Origin of the sequence: Variovorax sp. LjRoot84 (assembly GCF_964254305.1) — a bacterium.
Classification (GTDB): Bacteria; Pseudomonadota; Gammaproteobacteria; order Burkholderiales; family Burkholderiaceae_C; genus Variovorax.
In genome coordinates, this window is the sequence record NZ_CAXUTE020000001.1 from 3,142,433 (window position 1) to 3,158,090 (window position 15,658).

Annotated in this window: 15 protein-coding genes; 3 read left to right on the top strand and 12 right to left on the bottom strand. The window is 66.5% G+C overall.

Annotated elements, in window-relative coordinates:
- Positions 1-48: 48 nt before the first annotated feature.
- Together ACSQ9I_RS15745 and smc are read right to left on the bottom strand one after the other, a co-directional pair.
- Positions 49-1,149, bottom strand: coding sequence for a cell division protein ZipA C-terminal FtsZ-binding domain-containing protein (locus tag ACSQ9I_RS15745; protein ID WP_093108756.1), 1,101 nt, complete (start codon positions 1,147-1,149; stop codon positions 49-51).
- 13 nt (positions 1,150-1,162) lie between these two features.
- Complete coding sequence (gene smc / locus ACSQ9I_RS15750) at positions 1,163-4,678, bottom strand: chromosome segregation protein SMC (RefSeq protein WP_436313723.1); 3,516 nt, start codon at positions 4,676-4,678, stop codon at positions 1,163-1,165.
- Positions 4,679-4,795: 117 nt separating this feature from the next.
- On the opposite strand from smc, the gene ACSQ9I_RS15755 reads away from it, so the two are divergent.
- A complete protein-coding gene (locus ACSQ9I_RS15755) occupies positions 4,796-5,545 on the top strand; it encodes a hypothetical protein (RefSeq protein WP_093108758.1) in 750 nt (249 codons plus the stop codon).
- A 7-nt stretch (positions 5,546-5,552) separates the two neighbouring features.
- Here the strand turns inward: ACSQ9I_RS15755 and ACSQ9I_RS15760 are convergent, their stop codons facing one another.
- Entirely contained in the window at positions 5,553-6,926 is a 1,374-nt protein-coding gene (locus tag ACSQ9I_RS15760; RefSeq protein WP_436313724.1) for a type II toxin-antitoxin system HipA family toxin, read from the bottom strand.
- The gene (locus tag ACSQ9I_RS15765) at positions 6,923-7,225 is read right to left on the bottom strand and encodes a helix-turn-helix transcriptional regulator (protein ID WP_093108760.1); all 303 of its coding nucleotides are present in this window, start codon (positions 7,223-7,225) and stop codon (positions 6,923-6,925) included. Before ACSQ9I_RS15765 ends, ACSQ9I_RS15760 begins: the two co-directional genes overlap by 4 nt.
- A gap of 203 nt (positions 7,226-7,428) precedes the next feature.
- On the opposite strand from ACSQ9I_RS15765, the gene ACSQ9I_RS15770 reads away from it, so the two are divergent.
- Positions 7,429-8,121: a mobilization protein gene (locus ACSQ9I_RS15770; protein ID WP_436313725.1), complete on the top strand. Its 693-nt coding sequence runs from the start codon at positions 7,429-7,431 to the stop codon at positions 8,119-8,121.
- On the opposite strand, the gene ACSQ9I_RS15775 is transcribed toward ACSQ9I_RS15770, so the two are convergent.
- The 7 genes from ACSQ9I_RS15775 to ACSQ9I_RS15805 all read right to left on the bottom strand — a co-directional run bounded on the left by ACSQ9I_RS15775 (position 8,091) and on the right by ACSQ9I_RS15805 (position 14,281).
- A complete protein-coding gene (locus ACSQ9I_RS15775) occupies positions 8,091-8,615 on the bottom strand; it encodes a disulfide bond formation protein B (protein WP_093108762.1) in 525 nt (174 codons plus the stop codon). The two genes, ACSQ9I_RS15770 and ACSQ9I_RS15775, sit on opposite strands and share 31 nt — an antisense overlap.
- A complete protein-coding gene (locus ACSQ9I_RS15780; RefSeq protein WP_093108763.1) occupies positions 8,612-9,706 on the bottom strand; it encodes a sulfate/molybdate ABC transporter ATP-binding protein in 1,095 nt (364 codons plus the stop codon). Before ACSQ9I_RS15780 ends, ACSQ9I_RS15775 begins: the two co-directional genes overlap by 4 nt.
- Before the next feature lie 12 nt (positions 9,707-9,718).
- Positions 9,719-10,624, bottom strand: a complete 906-nt coding sequence (cysW, locus tag ACSQ9I_RS15785) for a sulfate ABC transporter permease subunit CysW (RefSeq protein WP_093108764.1) — start codon at positions 10,622-10,624, stop codon at positions 9,719-9,721.
- Positions 10,621-11,511, bottom strand: a complete 891-nt coding sequence (gene cysT / locus ACSQ9I_RS15790) for a sulfate ABC transporter permease subunit CysT (RefSeq protein WP_436290275.1) — start codon at positions 11,509-11,511, stop codon at positions 10,621-10,623. The genes cysW and cysT overlap by 4 nt, the downstream gene beginning before the upstream one ends.
- Before the next feature lie 86 nt (positions 11,512-11,597).
- A complete protein-coding gene (locus ACSQ9I_RS15795) occupies positions 11,598-12,599 on the bottom strand; it encodes a sulfate ABC transporter substrate-binding protein (protein ID WP_436313726.1) in 1,002 nt (333 codons plus the stop codon).
- Positions 12,596-13,168, bottom strand: a complete 573-nt coding sequence (locus ACSQ9I_RS15800; protein ID WP_436304164.1) for an RBBP9/YdeN family alpha/beta hydrolase — start codon at positions 13,166-13,168, stop codon at positions 12,596-12,598. Before ACSQ9I_RS15800 ends, ACSQ9I_RS15795 begins: the two co-directional genes overlap by 4 nt.
- Before the next feature lie 198 nt (positions 13,169-13,366).
- Positions 13,367-14,281 (bottom strand): LysR family transcriptional regulator, encoded by a 915-nt coding sequence (locus tag ACSQ9I_RS15805; RefSeq protein WP_436304165.1) that lies wholly within the window; start codon positions 14,279-14,281, stop codon positions 13,367-13,369.
- 134 nt (positions 14,282-14,415) lie between these two features.
- Here ACSQ9I_RS15805 and ACSQ9I_RS15810 point away from each other — a divergent pair, with 134 nt between their 5' ends.
- The gene (locus tag ACSQ9I_RS15810) at positions 14,416-15,063 is read left to right on the top strand and encodes an FMN-dependent NADH-azoreductase (RefSeq protein WP_093108769.1); all 648 of its coding nucleotides are present in this window, start codon (positions 14,416-14,418) and stop codon (positions 15,061-15,063) included.
- A gap of 15 nt (positions 15,064-15,078) precedes the next feature.
- Here the strand turns inward: ACSQ9I_RS15810 and ACSQ9I_RS15815 are convergent, their stop codons facing one another.
- The gene (locus ACSQ9I_RS15815; protein ID WP_436304167.1) at positions 15,079-15,630 is read right to left on the bottom strand and encodes an NADPH-dependent FMN reductase; all 552 of its coding nucleotides are present in this window, start codon (positions 15,628-15,630) and stop codon (positions 15,079-15,081) included.
- Between the last annotated feature and the right edge of the window lie 28 nt (positions 15,631-15,658).

Here is a 15,658-nt window from a genome sequence, read left to right on the forward strand (position 1 = left end):
GCAAAGCCGGTTCCGCGGTATTCCTGGCGGAAGAAAGAATAGTCAACTTCACGAGAATAAACGGCGCGCCAGGGGCGAGCCGGCCGAGAGATCGCGTGAATCGAGCGTGTCGTAGAGCTGCTGGAGATCGGCGCCGATCACGTCCATGGTGTCTTCGCGCAAGGGCTGGCCGTCGCTGTCGGTCACGATGCCGTCCATCTCGCGCGCCAGCGTGGCGGCGGTTTCGCGCATGCGTTCGAAGGGCCGCTCGGCGCGGTCGACTTGCGGCACGTCGAGGCTCAGCGTGAGTTCGCGGATGGCCGACTGCGCCGGATCGTCGGCCAGCGCGGCCTGGGTGTCGAAGGACAGGCCGAGGATCGGCGGCAACCCCACTTCGCCCGCGGGCAGCACCATGCGGCCCGGAATGATGCCGGCCACGAAGCCCAGCCGCGCCGCGTTCTGCTGCACATAACCCGGGCTCCAGGCCGCGTGCAGCGCGCGCAGCACGAAGCTCAGCTGCGCGTCGTGCGAACTCGCGAACTGGTCGAGCTCGCGGGCGCGCGCCACCTCGTCCAGCATCTCCGGAAACTCGGGCGCGCCGTTCACCGCATCGGCGAAGGCCTGCGCCTTGACGACGAATTCGGAGTACTCGATCTCGTTGAGCGCACCGGTGCGGTTGGCCAGCTGCACGCCGGCCTGAAAAGCGCCGTAGCGCTGGCCGGGTGCCGCGGGCTCCCATTCGCCGGTGTGCTCGTTGAGGCCTTCGATCGCGACCGGCTTGCTGCCGGCGCGCCGCGTGGCCGGCATGCCGGCGATCGCCGCGTCGCCGGAGGCCAGGCCGTCGAGGGAGATCGGCGCGATCACGTCGATCAGCGGATCGAGGCCGCCGCGGCGTTCGGCCGTCGGCACCGGCAACGCACTGGGCGCCGGCAGGTCGGGGTCGAACAGCGGCTCGTGGCGTTCGCTGCCGAGCTTCTGGTGCGGATCGATGTGCAGGACGGGCTCTTCGTCGCGCGTGACCGGCGCAGGCGCGGTCTCGGGCGGCGCGCTGTCCTGCGGCGCATCGGGCTGCCGCGGCGCATTGCGGCGCGACATCCATGTGTTGTAGCCGACCACGGCCGCCAGTACGAGGCCGCCGAGGATCGCAAGGGCGACGGTGAGGCTGCTCATCGACGCTGTACGTCTAGGCTGCTTCGACCATCGACACGGCGGATTCCATGTCGACCGCCACGATGCGCGAAACACCCTGCTCCTGCATGGTCACGCCGATCAGTTGTTCGGCCATCTCCATCGCGATCTTGTTGTGGCTGATGAAGAGGAACTGGGTTTCGCGGCTCATGGCGGTCACGAGTTTGGCATAGCGTTCGGTGTTGGCGTCGTCCAGCGGCGCGTCCACTTCGTCCAAGAGGCAGAAGGGGGCCGGGTTGAGCTGGAAGATCGCGAACACCAGTGCGATGGCGGTGAGCGCCTTCTCGCCGCCCGAGAGCAGGTGGATGGTCTGGTTCTTCTTGCCGGGCGGCTGCGCCATCACCTGCACGCCGGAATCGAGGATCTCGTCGCCGGTCATCATGAGCTTGGCATTGCCGCCGCCGAAGAGCTCCGGGAACATGCGACTGAAGTGCTCGTTGACGATCTTGAAGGTGCCGCCGAGCAGTTCGCGCGTTTCGGCGTCGATCTTGCGGATCGCGTCCTCCAGCGTGCCGATCGCCTCGTTCAGGTCGGCCGACTGCGCGTCGAGGAAAGTCTTGCGTTCGCTGGCCACCGCGAGTTCGTCGAGCGCGGCGAGGTTGACGGCGCCGAGCGAAGCCACCTCGCGGTTGAGGCGATCGATTTCGCCTTGCAGGCCGGTGAGCCGCACCTTGTCGGTTTCGATCGACAGCGCGATCGCTTCGAGGTCGGCCTCGGCATCGGTCAGCAGCTGCTGGTACTGCTCGAAGCCGAGCCGCGCGGCCTGCTCCTTCAGCTGGAACTCGGTGATGCGCTGGCGCAGCGGGTCGAGCTCGCGTTCGAGCTGCAGGCGGCGCTCGTCGCTCGCGCGCAGTTTGAGCGTGAGGTCGTCGTACTGGCTGCGCGCGGCGCCGAGCGCGGTTTCGCGTTCGAGCTTGAGCGCCAGCGCGTCCTGCAGGCCCGCCTGCGCGGCCGCGTCGGACAGGCGACCCAATTCGGCGCGCGCGCGCTCGTCTTCCTCCGCCAGCGAGACGGTCTGCTGCGTCGCGGTTTCGATCGCGCGATTGAGTTCGGCGCGGCGCGCTTCGAGAGTGCGCTGGGCGAAGGTCGCTTCCTGCGCCTGGCGCTCCAGGCTGCGGTGCTGCTCGCGGCTCGCGGTGAGCGCGCGACCGGCCTCGATCACGCGCTCGTCGAGCTGCGCGTGGCGCTCCTGGCTGTCGGCGAGCTGCATGTCGAGCTCTTCGAAGCGCGCCTCCGCGTTCACGCGCTTTTCCTGCAGGTCTTCGAGCTGGGCCTCGACTTCGCCGAGATCGTTGGAAAGCTGCTCGCTGCGTGCGCGCGTCTGCTCGGCCAGCTGCGAGAGCCGCAGCGTTTCGACCTGGAGCTCGTGCGCGCGCGACTGCGTTTCGGCCGCTTCGCGGCGCGCCGTGACGAGCCGCGAAGCCGCATCGCCGTAAGCCGCTTCGGCACGCGCCAGCGCGGTGCGCGCCTCTTCGGCGATCAGGGTCTGGGCGCGCAGCTGGCGATCGAGGTTCTCCATCTCCTGCTGGCGGGCCAGCAGGCCGGCCTGCTCGGAGTCCTGGGCATAGAAGCTCACGCTGTGCGCGGTGACCGCGTGGCCGCTCCTGACGTAGATCGCCTCACCGGGCTGCAGCTTGTCGCGCTGCGCCAAGGCCTCTTCGAGCGTTTGCGCCGTCAGGCAGCCATGCAGCCAGTCGGTCAGCAAGGCCTGCTGGCCCGCATCGCTCAGGCGCAGCAGATCCGACAGACGCGGCAGCGCGCTCTGGCCCTGCGGCGCACCGGCAGCCGGCGGGCTGTAGAAGGCCAACTTGGCCGGCGGCGCATCGCTGCCGAAGGCGCGGACCATGTCGAGCCGGCTGACTTCGAGCGCGCCGAGACGCTCGCGCAGCGCCGCTTCGAGCGCGTTCTCCCAGCCTTGCTCGATGTGGATGCGGCTCCACAGGCCTTGCAAGCCTTCGAGGCCGTGCTTCGCGAGCCAGGGTGCGAGCTTGCCGTCGGTCTTGACCTTTTCCTGCAGCGCCTTGAGCGCTTCGAGGCGCGCGGAGAGTTCGGCATGGCGCGCGCCTTCGGTATTGACGGCCTGCTGGCGGGTGCGGCGGTCGTCGTCGAGCTGCGGAACGGCTTCCTGCAGCTCGTGCAGGCGCGCGTCGGCTTCGCTGGACGCCTCCTGCGCGGCCGCCAGTTGCTCCTGCAGGTCGTGCAGCCGTGCTTCGTCGGGCGCCGCGAGCGCGTTCTGGTCGCTGCGCAGGCGTTCGGCGCGCTGCGTGAGCTGGCGGCTTTGTTCTTCGATGTTGCGCTGGTCGGCGGCCAGCACCTGAATCTGCTGCTGCACCTGCGCGACGCTGGCGCGCTGGGCGTTGGCTTCACCCTGTGCGCGCTGCTGCGCCTCTTCGAGGCCGGGCATGCGTGCGTCGTGTTCCTCGAGCTGCGCCGCCAGCAGTTCGGCCTGTTCCTCGGCGTTCACGCCCTGCCCGGCCAGGGTTTCGATTTCTGCCTCGGCATCTTCGCGGCGCGTGTTCCACTGCGCGATCTGCTCGCTCAACTGGACCAGCCGCTGCTCCACCCGCTGGCGGCCCTCGACCACGAAGCGGATCTCGCCTTCGAGCCGGCCGACCTCCGCGCTGGCTTCGTACAGCTTGCCCTGCGCCTGGTTGACCTGGTCGCCGGCCGCGTAGTGCGCCTGGCGCACGGTTTCCAGCTCGGCCTCGATGTGGCGCAGATCGGCCAAGCGCGATTCGAGGTCGTTGATCGCCTTTTCCGCGTCGGCCTTGACCTTGGCCTGATCGGCTTCGCTCTCGCTGCGCTTCAGGAACCACAGTTGATGCTGCTTGCGCGTGGCGTCGCCTTGCAGCGTGTTGTAGCGCGCGGCGACTTCGGCCTGCTTCTCGAGCTTTTCGAGGTTGCTGTTGAGTTCGCGCAGGATGTCTTCGACCCGCGTGAGGTTCTCGCGCGTATCACCGAGCCGGTTCTCGGTCTCGCGGCGGCGCTCCTTGTACTTGGAGACGCCGGCGGCCTCTTCGAGAAAGAGCCGCAGCTCTTCGGGCTTGGATTCGATGATGCGGCTGATCGTGCCCTGGCCGATGATCGCGTAGGCGCGCGGGCCGAGGCCGGTGCCGAGGAACACGTCCTGCACGTCGCGCCGGCGCACCGGCTGGTTGTTGATGTAGTAGCTCGAATTGCCGTCGCGCGTCAGCACCCGCTTGACCGCGATCTCGGTGAACTGCGCCCACTGGCCGCCGGCGCGATGGTCGGCGTTGTCGAACACCAGTTCCACGCTCGAACGGCTGGCCTGCTTGCGCGTGGTGGTGCCGTTGAAGATCACGTCCTGCATCGACTCGCCGCGCAGTTCGGAGGCGCGCGATTCGCCGAGCACCCAGCGCACCGCATCCATGATGTTCGACTTGCCGCAGCCGTTGGGGCCGACGACGCCCACCAGTTGGCCGGGCAGCAGGAAGTTGGTGGGTTCGGCGAAGGACTTGAAGCCGGAGAGCTTGATGGAATTGAGACGCACGACTGGTCGGCCTTAAGCCTGGTTATTTGCCAAGGTGTTGATTTGCAAGGAGAAATTTGCCGGCCCGAAGCTCGAGGACCGGCGGCCACCCGAGGCGACGATGATAACGTGCGAGCCATGAGCGATTTCCCCGTTTCCCCCCGCGCCGGGCTTCGTGTATGGCTGCTGGGCAGCACCGTGGCCTTGATGGGCCTGGCCGCCTGCGGCACGACCGAGCGCGCCGAACCCTATGCCGGCAACGAGTGGCTCCAGTCCGGCGCCAACCGCATCGCCAACCTGGCGCTGCGCGACAACCTGCAGTCGATCCGGCGCGTGCAGCTCTCGCTCTACCGCCGCAATCCGCGCGAATGGCGCAAATGGGCCGCGAGCGCGGAAGACGCCATCCAGCGCACCTGGGACGCGATCTCGCAAGAAAGTCCCCTGCCGGGCCTGCAAGGCGCCACCGGCATCGATGCGATCCGGCTGGCTTTCGAAACCAAACCCAAGGCTTACGAAGGCGACCGCGTGGCCGCGCTGGTGGTCGGATGGGCATCGATGCTCAAGCAGGCCAACGGCGGCACCTGGGAGCAGAGCATGCTCGACGCGGTGAACGCGGAAAACAGCTACCGCGCCGCGCGCAACGTCGAGATCTCGCTCTGGCTCATCAGCTCCAAGACGAATCCCGAGGGCCAGCCCCTGCTGCTGGCCACCGAGATCAGCGATCGCGGCCGCAACCTGGTGGTCGATCGCGAGCTTTCGAAGGTGGTTGCGCGGCTCGATCTGATGGCCGCGCAGGCCGACGAGAAGTACCGCCGTGCCGCGCTCGACTTCAGCCAGAACTGGCTGCTCGGCAGTCTGGTGCCCTTCTTCTCGATGATCCAGCGATAGTGAGCTTCTAGTCGAACCACTCGGCGTCCGGATGCCGCTTGCGCCATGACGCAACGCTGGGGTTGGTCTGGATGTATTCGGTCAGCCGCGTTCGGTGTGCGGCAGACAGCGGCAACGCCTTCAACAGGCTCGGCCAGGTCTTCATCGCCTGTTCGACGCAGCTTGCGATGACCTCGCGCAGGTGCTTTTCAGGGATGTCCCAGGCGTTTCCGAGCTCGCGCAGCGTCTTGGGCGTGAGCAGCGTGCGCTGCGTCTGGTTTGGAAAGAATGGCAGCCCATGTCCCGAGCCGCTGAGGTACACGCCGTAGGCGACGATGTCATAGGCCTTGGACAGCTCGGGCCTGGATTGGCCGGGCGGGTACACGAGGCTGAAGTTCTTCAGATGCGCGTCATAGTTGCCCAGCAGCTCCGAGACCTTGATGCGGCGCAGCAGCTCCGCCACGTCGGCTTCGCCCTTGGCCGAGCGCCGCTTGAGCAGGAGGCCGATGGCCGCGTAGGTGCCCGAATACTTGTATTCCGACGGTGTCCCCGTGACCTGGGCGAAGTCCTCCATGTGCAGGCGCCTGGTTTCGGTATCGACGTCGCGGTCGAACCTGGAGACCAGCAGAAAACTTCGCTCGTCCTTTTGCAGCGCATAGGGCAACTGGTCGGCGATGGCGGACAAGGGCTCCAGCAGGAATTCGCAGATGTTCACGCCGGCAGCAGCGGCCAGCGTCAGCGAGCTGTACTCCACTTCCGGAAGCCGGTCATATTCGCCCGTCGGCAGCTTGCCGATGAAATGCTGCTCGTCCGATTGCTTGGACCGCATCACGTAGCGCCCGGGGCCGCCCAGAACCAGCGCCACCTTCGGCTGCACACCCGAAATCGAGGTCTGCTGGGGGGTGGGCACCTGCCCGGAGCTCATTTCGTAGCTGTCCCGGCTCTGGCCGATCAACCGGCCGAGCGCGACCTCGTCGAGCGTTTCGGCGTCCGCCCAGACGTCGCCGGGCAGGTCGCCGCCGCAGGCTGCCAGCAAACCGAGTTCGTCATTCGCGTCCAGGCCCAGGTCGCCGACCAATTGCTTGCGCAGCGGCCCTTCCGGAAGCAAATTCTGGAAGAAAGGCGGCAACCCGAAATTGCCGTCGCCGCGGTTGACGTCCAGGGCCGGGTCCAGCAGCTGAGCCACCGTGGCCGCCTCGGCTTCGGCGATCGCCTGGGCCACTCTTTCGGCGCTGCCCGAGGTCGCAGGCGCGACGACATAGAGCTGCGACAGCACCGGCCGTGCCGGGTTCTTCGCATATTCGTCGTCGAATCTGAAATACACCCGCCCGTCGTCGAGCCCGAAGAGCGATCCGACGTTCGTTCTTCCCAGCCGGATCCGCAGCGAGCGTACGACGCTCATCTGCCGCGCCTCGCCGGTTTCGGCATCAAGCTGCTCACTTCATCCTGCAGGCTGGTGGATTTGGTATCGCTGCCGGCCCGGGTCAGGTCCGCGACCACCTGCGGAACGAACTGGAGTTCGAGGCCCAGGCTCTTGAGCAAGGCGAGCAAGGTGTTCAGTTCCACGTTCCCCCGCCCCGCTTCCAGAGCACCCAAGGTGTTTCTGGAGACACCTGCTTTCAGGGCGAGTTCGGAGGCCGTCATGGCGCGATCCTTTCGAGCCTGGCGCAGGAAGCTGCCGACTTCGGCGAGAGTCGTCATGTTCAACTCATTGAGCAAAAATTAGATATGCACATCATATTGAGCATGTTCGCTACCAAGGTCAAGCTGATTTGCCCAATATAGTGCTCATATCATTGATTACATATTTTATTGTGCAAGCACACGGTCAACCATAAGCCAACCCTCTCGCCCTCCCGACGACCCCTAGAATGCTTCGCACTTTCTCCATCCCCAGGAACCTCATGAGCTCCCTCAATTTCATCGGCGGCGAAAAGGGCGGTGTCGGCAAATCCGTCACGGCACGGGTCTTGTCGCAGTACTTCATCGATCACAGCCGGCCTTTCGTCGGCTTCGACACCGATCGCTCGCACAGCTCCTTCACCCGCTTCTACGAGGGCTTCGCCTCGCCGGTGGTGGTGGACAGCTACGAAGGCCTCGACACGGTCGTGAACGGCTTCGAGACGAATCCGCAGCAGAGCGTGATCGTCGATCTCGCAGCGCAAACGCTGGCGCCGCTGGCGCGCTGGATCAAGGAGTCCGATCTGTTCGACGTGTTCGCCGAGCTCGGCGTGACCGTCAACTTCTGGCACGTGCTCGATGACGGCAAGGACTCGAGCGACCTGCTCGGCGCGCTGGTCGACACCTTCAGCAACCGGCCGAACTACATCGTGGTACAGAACTACGGCCGCGGCAGCGACTTCGGCCTGCTGCTCGGTTCGCAATCGCTCAGCAAGGCAACCACGCACGGCGCCCGCGTCATCGCGCTGCCGCGCCTGCACGAGGCCAGCATGCGCAAGATCGATGGGCGCAACACCAGCTTCTGGAAGGCGGTCAACGACCGCGACGGCCAGCACGCGCTCGGGCTGCTGGAGCGCCAGCGCGTCAAGAGCTGGCTGGCGACCTCTTACGCAGCCTTCGACACGCTGCCGCTCTGAGCGCTGCGGCGAAACAGCAGCACCAGCAGCAGCAGCCCGAAGACCGTGAACGCGATGAAGGACCAGTTCGCAATCGACAGGCCCAGGAAGGTCCAGTCGATCTGCGTGCAGTCGCCGCCGCCGCGGAAGATCATCGGCAGCGCGCGCTTGAGCGGGAAGGTCTCGATCATCCCGTAGAGGTCACGCCCGCAGGACACGACCTCCGGCGGATGCCATTGCAGCCAGCTCTGGCGCGCGGCCGTGTAGGCGCCGCCGACCGCCATCACCAGGCCCAGCAGCGCGCCCGTGAGCTGCAGGCCCCGGCTGCGGCTGGCGGCCGCCAGCCCCGCGAAGACCGCCACCAGCACCAGCGCATAGCGCTGCACGATGCACATCGGACACGGCTCGAGGCCGACCACGTGCTGCAGGTAGAGCCCGAAGGCGAGCATCGCCACGCAGGCGGCGCAGATCAGCGCGAGAGCGCGGCGCGGTGCGCCGAAATACCAATCGATCACGGAGAAACCCAATCTTCGACAAATACCCTGGCCTTGCGCGGCCTGGCGACGACGGTGTCGCCTTCCGCAAGGGCCAGGTCCCGGAACTGTTGCGCAGGGAGTTGCGCCTCGATGATGGTTCCGGAGCCAGGATTGTCTGGATTCGATTCCACCGGTTCGAGTTCCAGCCGCGCGATCGGGCCGACCACGATGGCGCGGCTCAAGGTCGCGACGATGCCGGTGGCGCCCGGGGTGTAGCGTTCGATGTCGAGGTCGTGCGGCCGCACATAGGCCAGCGCCCTGCCGTTGCGCAGCTCGCGGTGCTCGGGCGAATCGATGCGCAGACCTTCGACATGCACCTCGCCCTCGTGCGCGCGGCCGTGGAACAGGTTGACGTCGCCGAGAAAGCCGTAGACGAAGGGGCTCGCCGGGTGGTCCCACACATCCTGCGGCGATCCGACCTGCTCGACGCGGCCGCTGTTCATCAGCACCACGCGGTCGGCCACTTCGAGCGCTTCTTCCTGGTCGTGGGTGACGAAGATGCTGGTGACGTGCAGTTCGTCGTGCAGCCGGCGCAGCCAGCGGCGCAGCTCCTTGCGCACCTTGGCGTCGAGTGCGCCGAAGGGTTCGTCGAGCAGCAGCACCTTGGGCTCCACCGCGAGCGCGCGGGCCAGCGCGATGCGCTGGCGCTGGCCGCCCGAGAGCTGCGACGGATAGCGGTCGGCCAGCCAGTCGAGCTGCACCAGCTTGAGCAGGTCGTGCACCTTGGTCTTGATCTGCGTTTCGCTCGGGCGCAGTCCGCGCGGCTTGACGCGCAGGCCGAAGGCCACGTTCTCGAACACCGTCATGTGACGGAACAGCGCGTAATGCTGGAACACGAAGCCGACCTGGCGCTCGCGCACATGCACGTCGGTCGTGTCTTCGCCGGCAAAGAGGATGCTGCCGGTATCGGCGGTCTCCAGCCCCGCGATGATGCGCAGCAAGGTGGTCTTGCCGCAGCCCGAGGGGCCCAGTAGCGCGACCAGTTCGCCCGAATCGACGTCGAGGCTCACGTCGCGCAGGGCGTGGAAGTCGCCGAAGCGTTTGCTGACGTTGCGGATTTCAATACTCATGATCTTTTCTCCTCAGGCCGCGACGGCGGGTTGCGGCCGTTCCGGCGGCAGTTCGGCGATGGCCTTCATTTCGCGTTCGTGGCGCCATTCGATGACCGACTTGATCACCAGCGTGACCAGCGCCAGGATGGCCAGCAGCGAGGCCACCGCGAAGGCGGCGACCGATTGGTACTCGTTGTAGAGCACTTCGACGTGCAGCGGCATGGTGTTGGTCTGGCCGCGGATGTGGCCCGACACCACCGACACCGCGCCGAACTCGCCCATGGCGCGCGCGTTGCAAAGGATCACGCCGTAGAGCAGCCCCCACTTGATGTTGGGCAGCGTCACGCGCCAGAAGGTCTGCCAGCCCGTCGCGCCGAGCACGATGGCGGCCTGCTCTTCGTCGGTGCCTTGCGCCTGCATCAGCGGAATGAGTTCGCGTGCGATGAAGGGAAAGGTCACGAACACGGTGGCCAGCACAATGCCGGGCACCGCGAAGATGACCTTGACGTCGTGTGCCGCGAGCCACGGGCCGAACCAGCCCTGCGCGCCGAAGATCAGCACGTAGATCAGGCCGGCGACCACCGGCGAGACCGCAAAAGGCAAATCGACCAGCGTGGTGAGAAAGGCCTTGCCGCGGAACTCGAACTTGGCGATGGCCCATGCGGCCGCCACGCCGAACACCAGGTTCATCGGCACCGCGATCGCGGCCGTGATCAGGGTGAGGCGGATCGCGCTCCAGGCATCGGGTTCCTTGAGCGCTTCGATGTAGGCGTTGATGCCCTTGCGCAGCGCCTCGGTCGCCACAGCGGCCAGCGGCAGCACGAGGAACAGGAACATGAAGGCCAGCGCCAGGCCGATCAGGGTCCAGCGCACCCAGGCCGATTCGGTGGTGCCGGCCTGCGCGCGGCGAATCGTTCTCGATGAAGCCGCGCTCATGCCGATGCCCCCCTGCGGCGCTGCCAGGCCTGCAGGCCGTTGATGACCAGCAGCAGCAGGAACGAAATGACCAGCATCACCAGCGCGACCGCGGTGGCGCCCGCGAAGTCGTACTGCTCCAGCTTGCCGATGATGATCAGCGGCGTGATCTCGGAAATCATCGGCATGTTGCCGGCGATGAAGATCACCGAGCCGTACTCGCCGATCGCACGTGCGAAGGCCATCGCGAAGCCGGTCAGGAGCGCCGGCGTGATCGAAGGCAGGATCACCTTGGTGAAGGTCTGCAGCCGTGTCGCGCCGAGGCTGGTCGCGGCCTCTTCGAGTTCCTTCTCGGTGTCTTCCAGCACCGGCTGCACCGTTCGCACCACGAAAGGCAGCCCGATGAAGATCAGCGCGATCACCACGCCGGCCGGCGTGAAGGCCAGCTTGATGCCCATCGGTTCGAGGAACTGGCCGATCCAGCCGTTGCCGGCGAGCAGCGCGGTCAGCGAAATGCCAGCCACGGCCGTGGGCAGCGCGAAAGGCAGATCGACGAGCGCATCGACAATGCGCTTGCCGGGAAACTTGTAGCGCACCAGCACCCAGGCCACGAGCAGGCCGAACACCAGGTTGACCAGCGCGGCGATCAGCGAGGCGCCGAAGGTGAGCCGGTACGAGGCCATCACGCGCGGCGCGGTCACCGCCACCCAGAACTGCTCCCAACTCAGGGTGAAGGTCTTGAAGACCAGCGCCGACAACGGGATCAGGACGATCAGGCTCAGGTACAGGATCGAGAAGCCGAGCGTGATGTGAAAGCCCGGCAGCACGCGCCGCGAGGCGCCCGTGTTCCCTGCACGCGCAAGCGGCGCCGCCGCGGACGGCAGCGCCGAAGAGATGGCACTGCTCATCGTGCCCCCACGCTCTGCACTAACGTGTCATCGCTGCCCCCCGAGGGGGCTTTCGCTTGCTTGAAGCGGTTCGGCGCGGCGCTCATTTATTTGCCACCGGGCGTATAGAGCTTGTCGAACTGCCCGCCGTCGTTGAAGTGCACCTTCTGCGCTTCGCTGAGGCTGCCGAACAGCTCCTGCACGGTGAAGAGCTGTAGCGGCTTGAAGGTCGCCGCGTACTTCTTGAGCACCGCATCGGAGCGCGGGCGCAGCGCGTGCTTGGCCGCGATTTCCTGCGCTTCGTCCGAATAGAGGTAGTCGAGGTAGGCCTTGGCCAGTTCGCCGGTGCCCTTCTTCACCGCCGTGCGCTCGACCACGGCCACCGGGTTCTCGGCCAGGATGCTGATCGAGGGGTACACCGCATCGACCTTGCCGGCGCCGAACTCGCGGTCGATGGAGACCACTTCCGATTCGAAGGTGATCAGCACGTCGCCGATGTTGCGCTGCAGGAAGGCGGTGGTCGCATCGCGGCCGCCGCGCGCGAGGATGGGCACGTTCTTGAACAGCTTGCCGACGAACTCGGCCGCTTGCACGTCGCTGCCGCCCTTCTTCTTCACGTAGCCCCAGGCGGCCAGGTAGGCATAGCGGCCGTTGCCGCCGGTCTTGGGGTTCACGATCACGACCTGGGTGCCGGGCTTGACGAGATCGTCCCAGTCCTTGATGCCCTTCGGGTTGCCGTTGCGCGTCAGGAACAGCATGGTGGACGTGGTGGGTGCCGCATTGTTCGGGAAGCGCTTGGCCCAGTCCTTGGCGACCACGCCGGCGTTGGCGAGGAACTCGATGTCGGTGCTGGTGTTCATCGTCACCACGTCGGCCTCCAGCCCGTCGGCCACGGCACGCGCCTGTGCGCTGGAGCCGGCGTGCGACTGGTCGATCTTGACCTCCTTGCCCGTGGTCTTCTTGTAGTTCGCCACGAAGGCGGCGTTGTAGTCCTTGTAGAACTCGCGCGCCACGTCATAGGACACGTTGAGCAGGGTCTGGGCCGAGGTCGCGCCGGCAGCGGCGAGCGCCAGGGCGCCGAGGATCGTCTTGATGGTTCTGGAGGTCATGGTCTTGCTTCGAGTTGGGGACGGCCGGCCATCAGGGGCGTGGGCTCGTCCGTCAGCGATTGGAGCAGAGCCAGGCCCAAAGGCCAGTCGCCATGCCCCGAATCGATGTTGATGTGGCCGGCATTCTGCATGCGAACGAATTCGCTGCCCCAGGCGCGGGCATAGGCGCCGGCCAGGCGCACCGGGCAATAAGGGTCGTTGCTGCTGGCCACCAGGATGCTGCGGTACGGCAGCCTGGCGTAGGGCACGGGCGCGAAATCCGACAGCACGGCGCGGCGCTCCGGGTCGGCCGGCGCCACCAGCAGGGCCCCGTGGATACGCGCGGCCGCCGTCTCGGACAGGTGCGTGGTCGTGATGCAACCCAGGCTGTGCGCGGCGATCACCACCGGGCCCGGGCTTTCCAGCACGAGCTTCTCGAGCGCGGCCACCCAGGCTGTGCGCTTCGGCGTCACCCAGTCGTCCTGCAGCACCCGCACCGCGCCCTGCATGCGTTCCGCCCACAGGCTTTGCCAGTGCCCGGGGCCGGAGTCGCGCCAGCCCGGAACGATGATGATGGTCGGCTTCGTCACGCAGCGCTTATCTGTTGGGCTGCGGCGTCAGGCGCAGGTACGGCCGGACGGCGTGAAGTTGGGGGCCGTATCGCCGAGTCGCAGGGTCGCCATGGTCGCTCCGTGGATGGATGGGAGCGCCGATTCTGCAAAGCATCGCTTCGATGACAAACGAATATCTACTTGTTTCGATATGGCGTTTGATGAATAAGGCCCTTCTCACACCGTGAGCCTGAAGCCCCCGGCACCGATGTGCTCGGCGAAGAAGTCGATCAAGTGGCGAATCGCCGGCACCAGCGCCCGGCGCGAAGGAAAGACCGCATGCAGGATGCCCGGCGGCGGCCCCCAGCCGGGCAGCACCTCGACCAGTCGGCCCGCTTCGAGATCTTCCTTGCACATGTAGTCGGGCAGCATGCTGGCGCCGACGCCTTCCACCACCGCGAATTTCAGCGTCAGCAGGTCATCCGCCAGGTAGCGCGGCGTGTGCTGCATCGTGTGCATCGCCCCGCCGGGGCCTTCCAGGCACCAGCTGGCCCGGCCGTCGGCGGCCGACTGGGAGACCGTGTCCAGGCGCCCCAGCTCATCCACCGTCCGTACCGGGCCCTGGCGCCGGAGCTGGTCCGGGCTGGCCACCAGCACACCCCGGGCAGTGGCGAACTGCTTGGCCACCAGCGTCGTGCTGTCCTCGATGACCGGCCGTACGCGCAGCGCCAGGTCGATGCCCTCCTCGATCAGGTCGACGGCCCGATTCAGGATGCGCATCTCGATCTGCACCGCCGGATAGCGGAGGATGAACTGCGCCACCAGCACCCCGATGCCGCTCTGCGCCAGCGTGATCGGACAGCTGATGCGCACCACGCCGCGCGGCTCGGTCTGCACCTGCGCGATGGCTTCGGCCGCCGCCTCGGCGGCGTCGCGCATCGCGATGCTGTGCCGCAGGTAGAGCTCACCGGCCGGCGTCAGCGAGAGCCGCCGCGTGCTGCGCTGAAGCAGTTGCACACCCAGCCGCGCCTCGAGATCCGCCACCCGGCGCGACAGCCGCGACTTCGGCACGCCCAGCGCGCGGCCTGCCGCCGCAAAGCCGCCCCGCTCGGCCACCTCGGCAAAGAAAACCATGTCGTTGAGATCTTGCATGGCCACGATTGTCCTACCAACAGGACGATCTGTGTCAATTTTGCCGACTTATCAATCAGTCGACTCAAAAATAGACTATCTCCTATGCCGACCGCTTCCGTGCCGGCGCCAACATCGAAAGAGAGCGATAGATCATGAAACTGCTGCACATCGATTCCAGCGTCCTGGGCGACAACTCCGTCTCGCGTCAATTGACGGCCGAAGTGGTGGCCGAATGGCGCCGCAACCACGCGGGCACCGAAGTCGACTACCTGGACCTGGCGGTTTCCGCCCCCAGCCACCTCGATGCCCACTCCCTGGGCTTCCGGGCGCCGGCAGGCACCGAATTCACCGAACGCCAGCGCAACGAGAACGCCGTCTCCGAAAAGCTGGTGAGCCAGTTTCTCGCGGCCGACGTGGTCGTGATCGGCGCGCCGTTCTACAACTTCTCGATCCCGAGCCAGCTCAAGGCCTGGATCGACCGCATCGCGCAAGTCGGCCGCACCTTCAAGTACACCGAGAAGGGACCTGTGGGCCTGGCCGGCGGCAAGACGGTGATCGTCGCCATCACCCGCGGCGGCATCTACTCGACCAGCGAAGGCGGCCAGGCGATGGAGCACCAGGAAAGCTACCTCAAGGTGGTCCTGGGCTTCCTCGGCGTCACCGACGTGCGCTTCGTGCGCGCCGAAGGTCTGGCCATGGGCGAAGCGCCGAAGGCGGCCGCACTCGGCGCCGCCCGCGCCGACATTTCCAACGTGGCGGGCGAAGCCGCCAATCAGGACGTCGCCGCCCTCGCCGCCTGAGGCATTGCAGAAGACCTATGCGTGGCTCTTGATCCAGGCCACGTATTTGTCGACCCAGGTCTGCAGAAACTTCTTGGTGCCGCCCTCGGCGATGTGGCCCTTGTCGTCGAACAGGCCTTCCTTGTTCTGGAGGAAGGCCTCGGGCTGGCCCAGCGTGGGCACGTCGAGGTAGGCCAGGACGTTGCGCAGGTGCTGCTGCGCGACCGCGGTGCCGATGGCGCCGACCGATACGCCGATCACGCCGGCCGGCTTGCCGGCCCAGGCGCTCTGGCCGTAGGGCCGCGAGGCATTGTCGATCGCATTCTTGAGCACGCCGGGCAACGAGCGGTTGTATTCCGGGGTCACGAACAAGAGGCCTTGCGACGCGGCGATTTCCGATTTGAGCCGCTTGACCGCGGGCGCCTGATTGCCGTCGTCGTCCTGGTTGTAGAGCGGCAGGTCGTCGATGCGCAGGTGCTCGAAATTGAAGTCCGAGGGTGCGAGGTGCGCGATCGCGAGTGCGAGCTTGCGGTTGAACGAATCCTTGCGCAGGCTGCCGACGATGACGGCGATTCGGGTCTGGCTCATGAAAACTCCTTTTGAACGGGGTTGACGG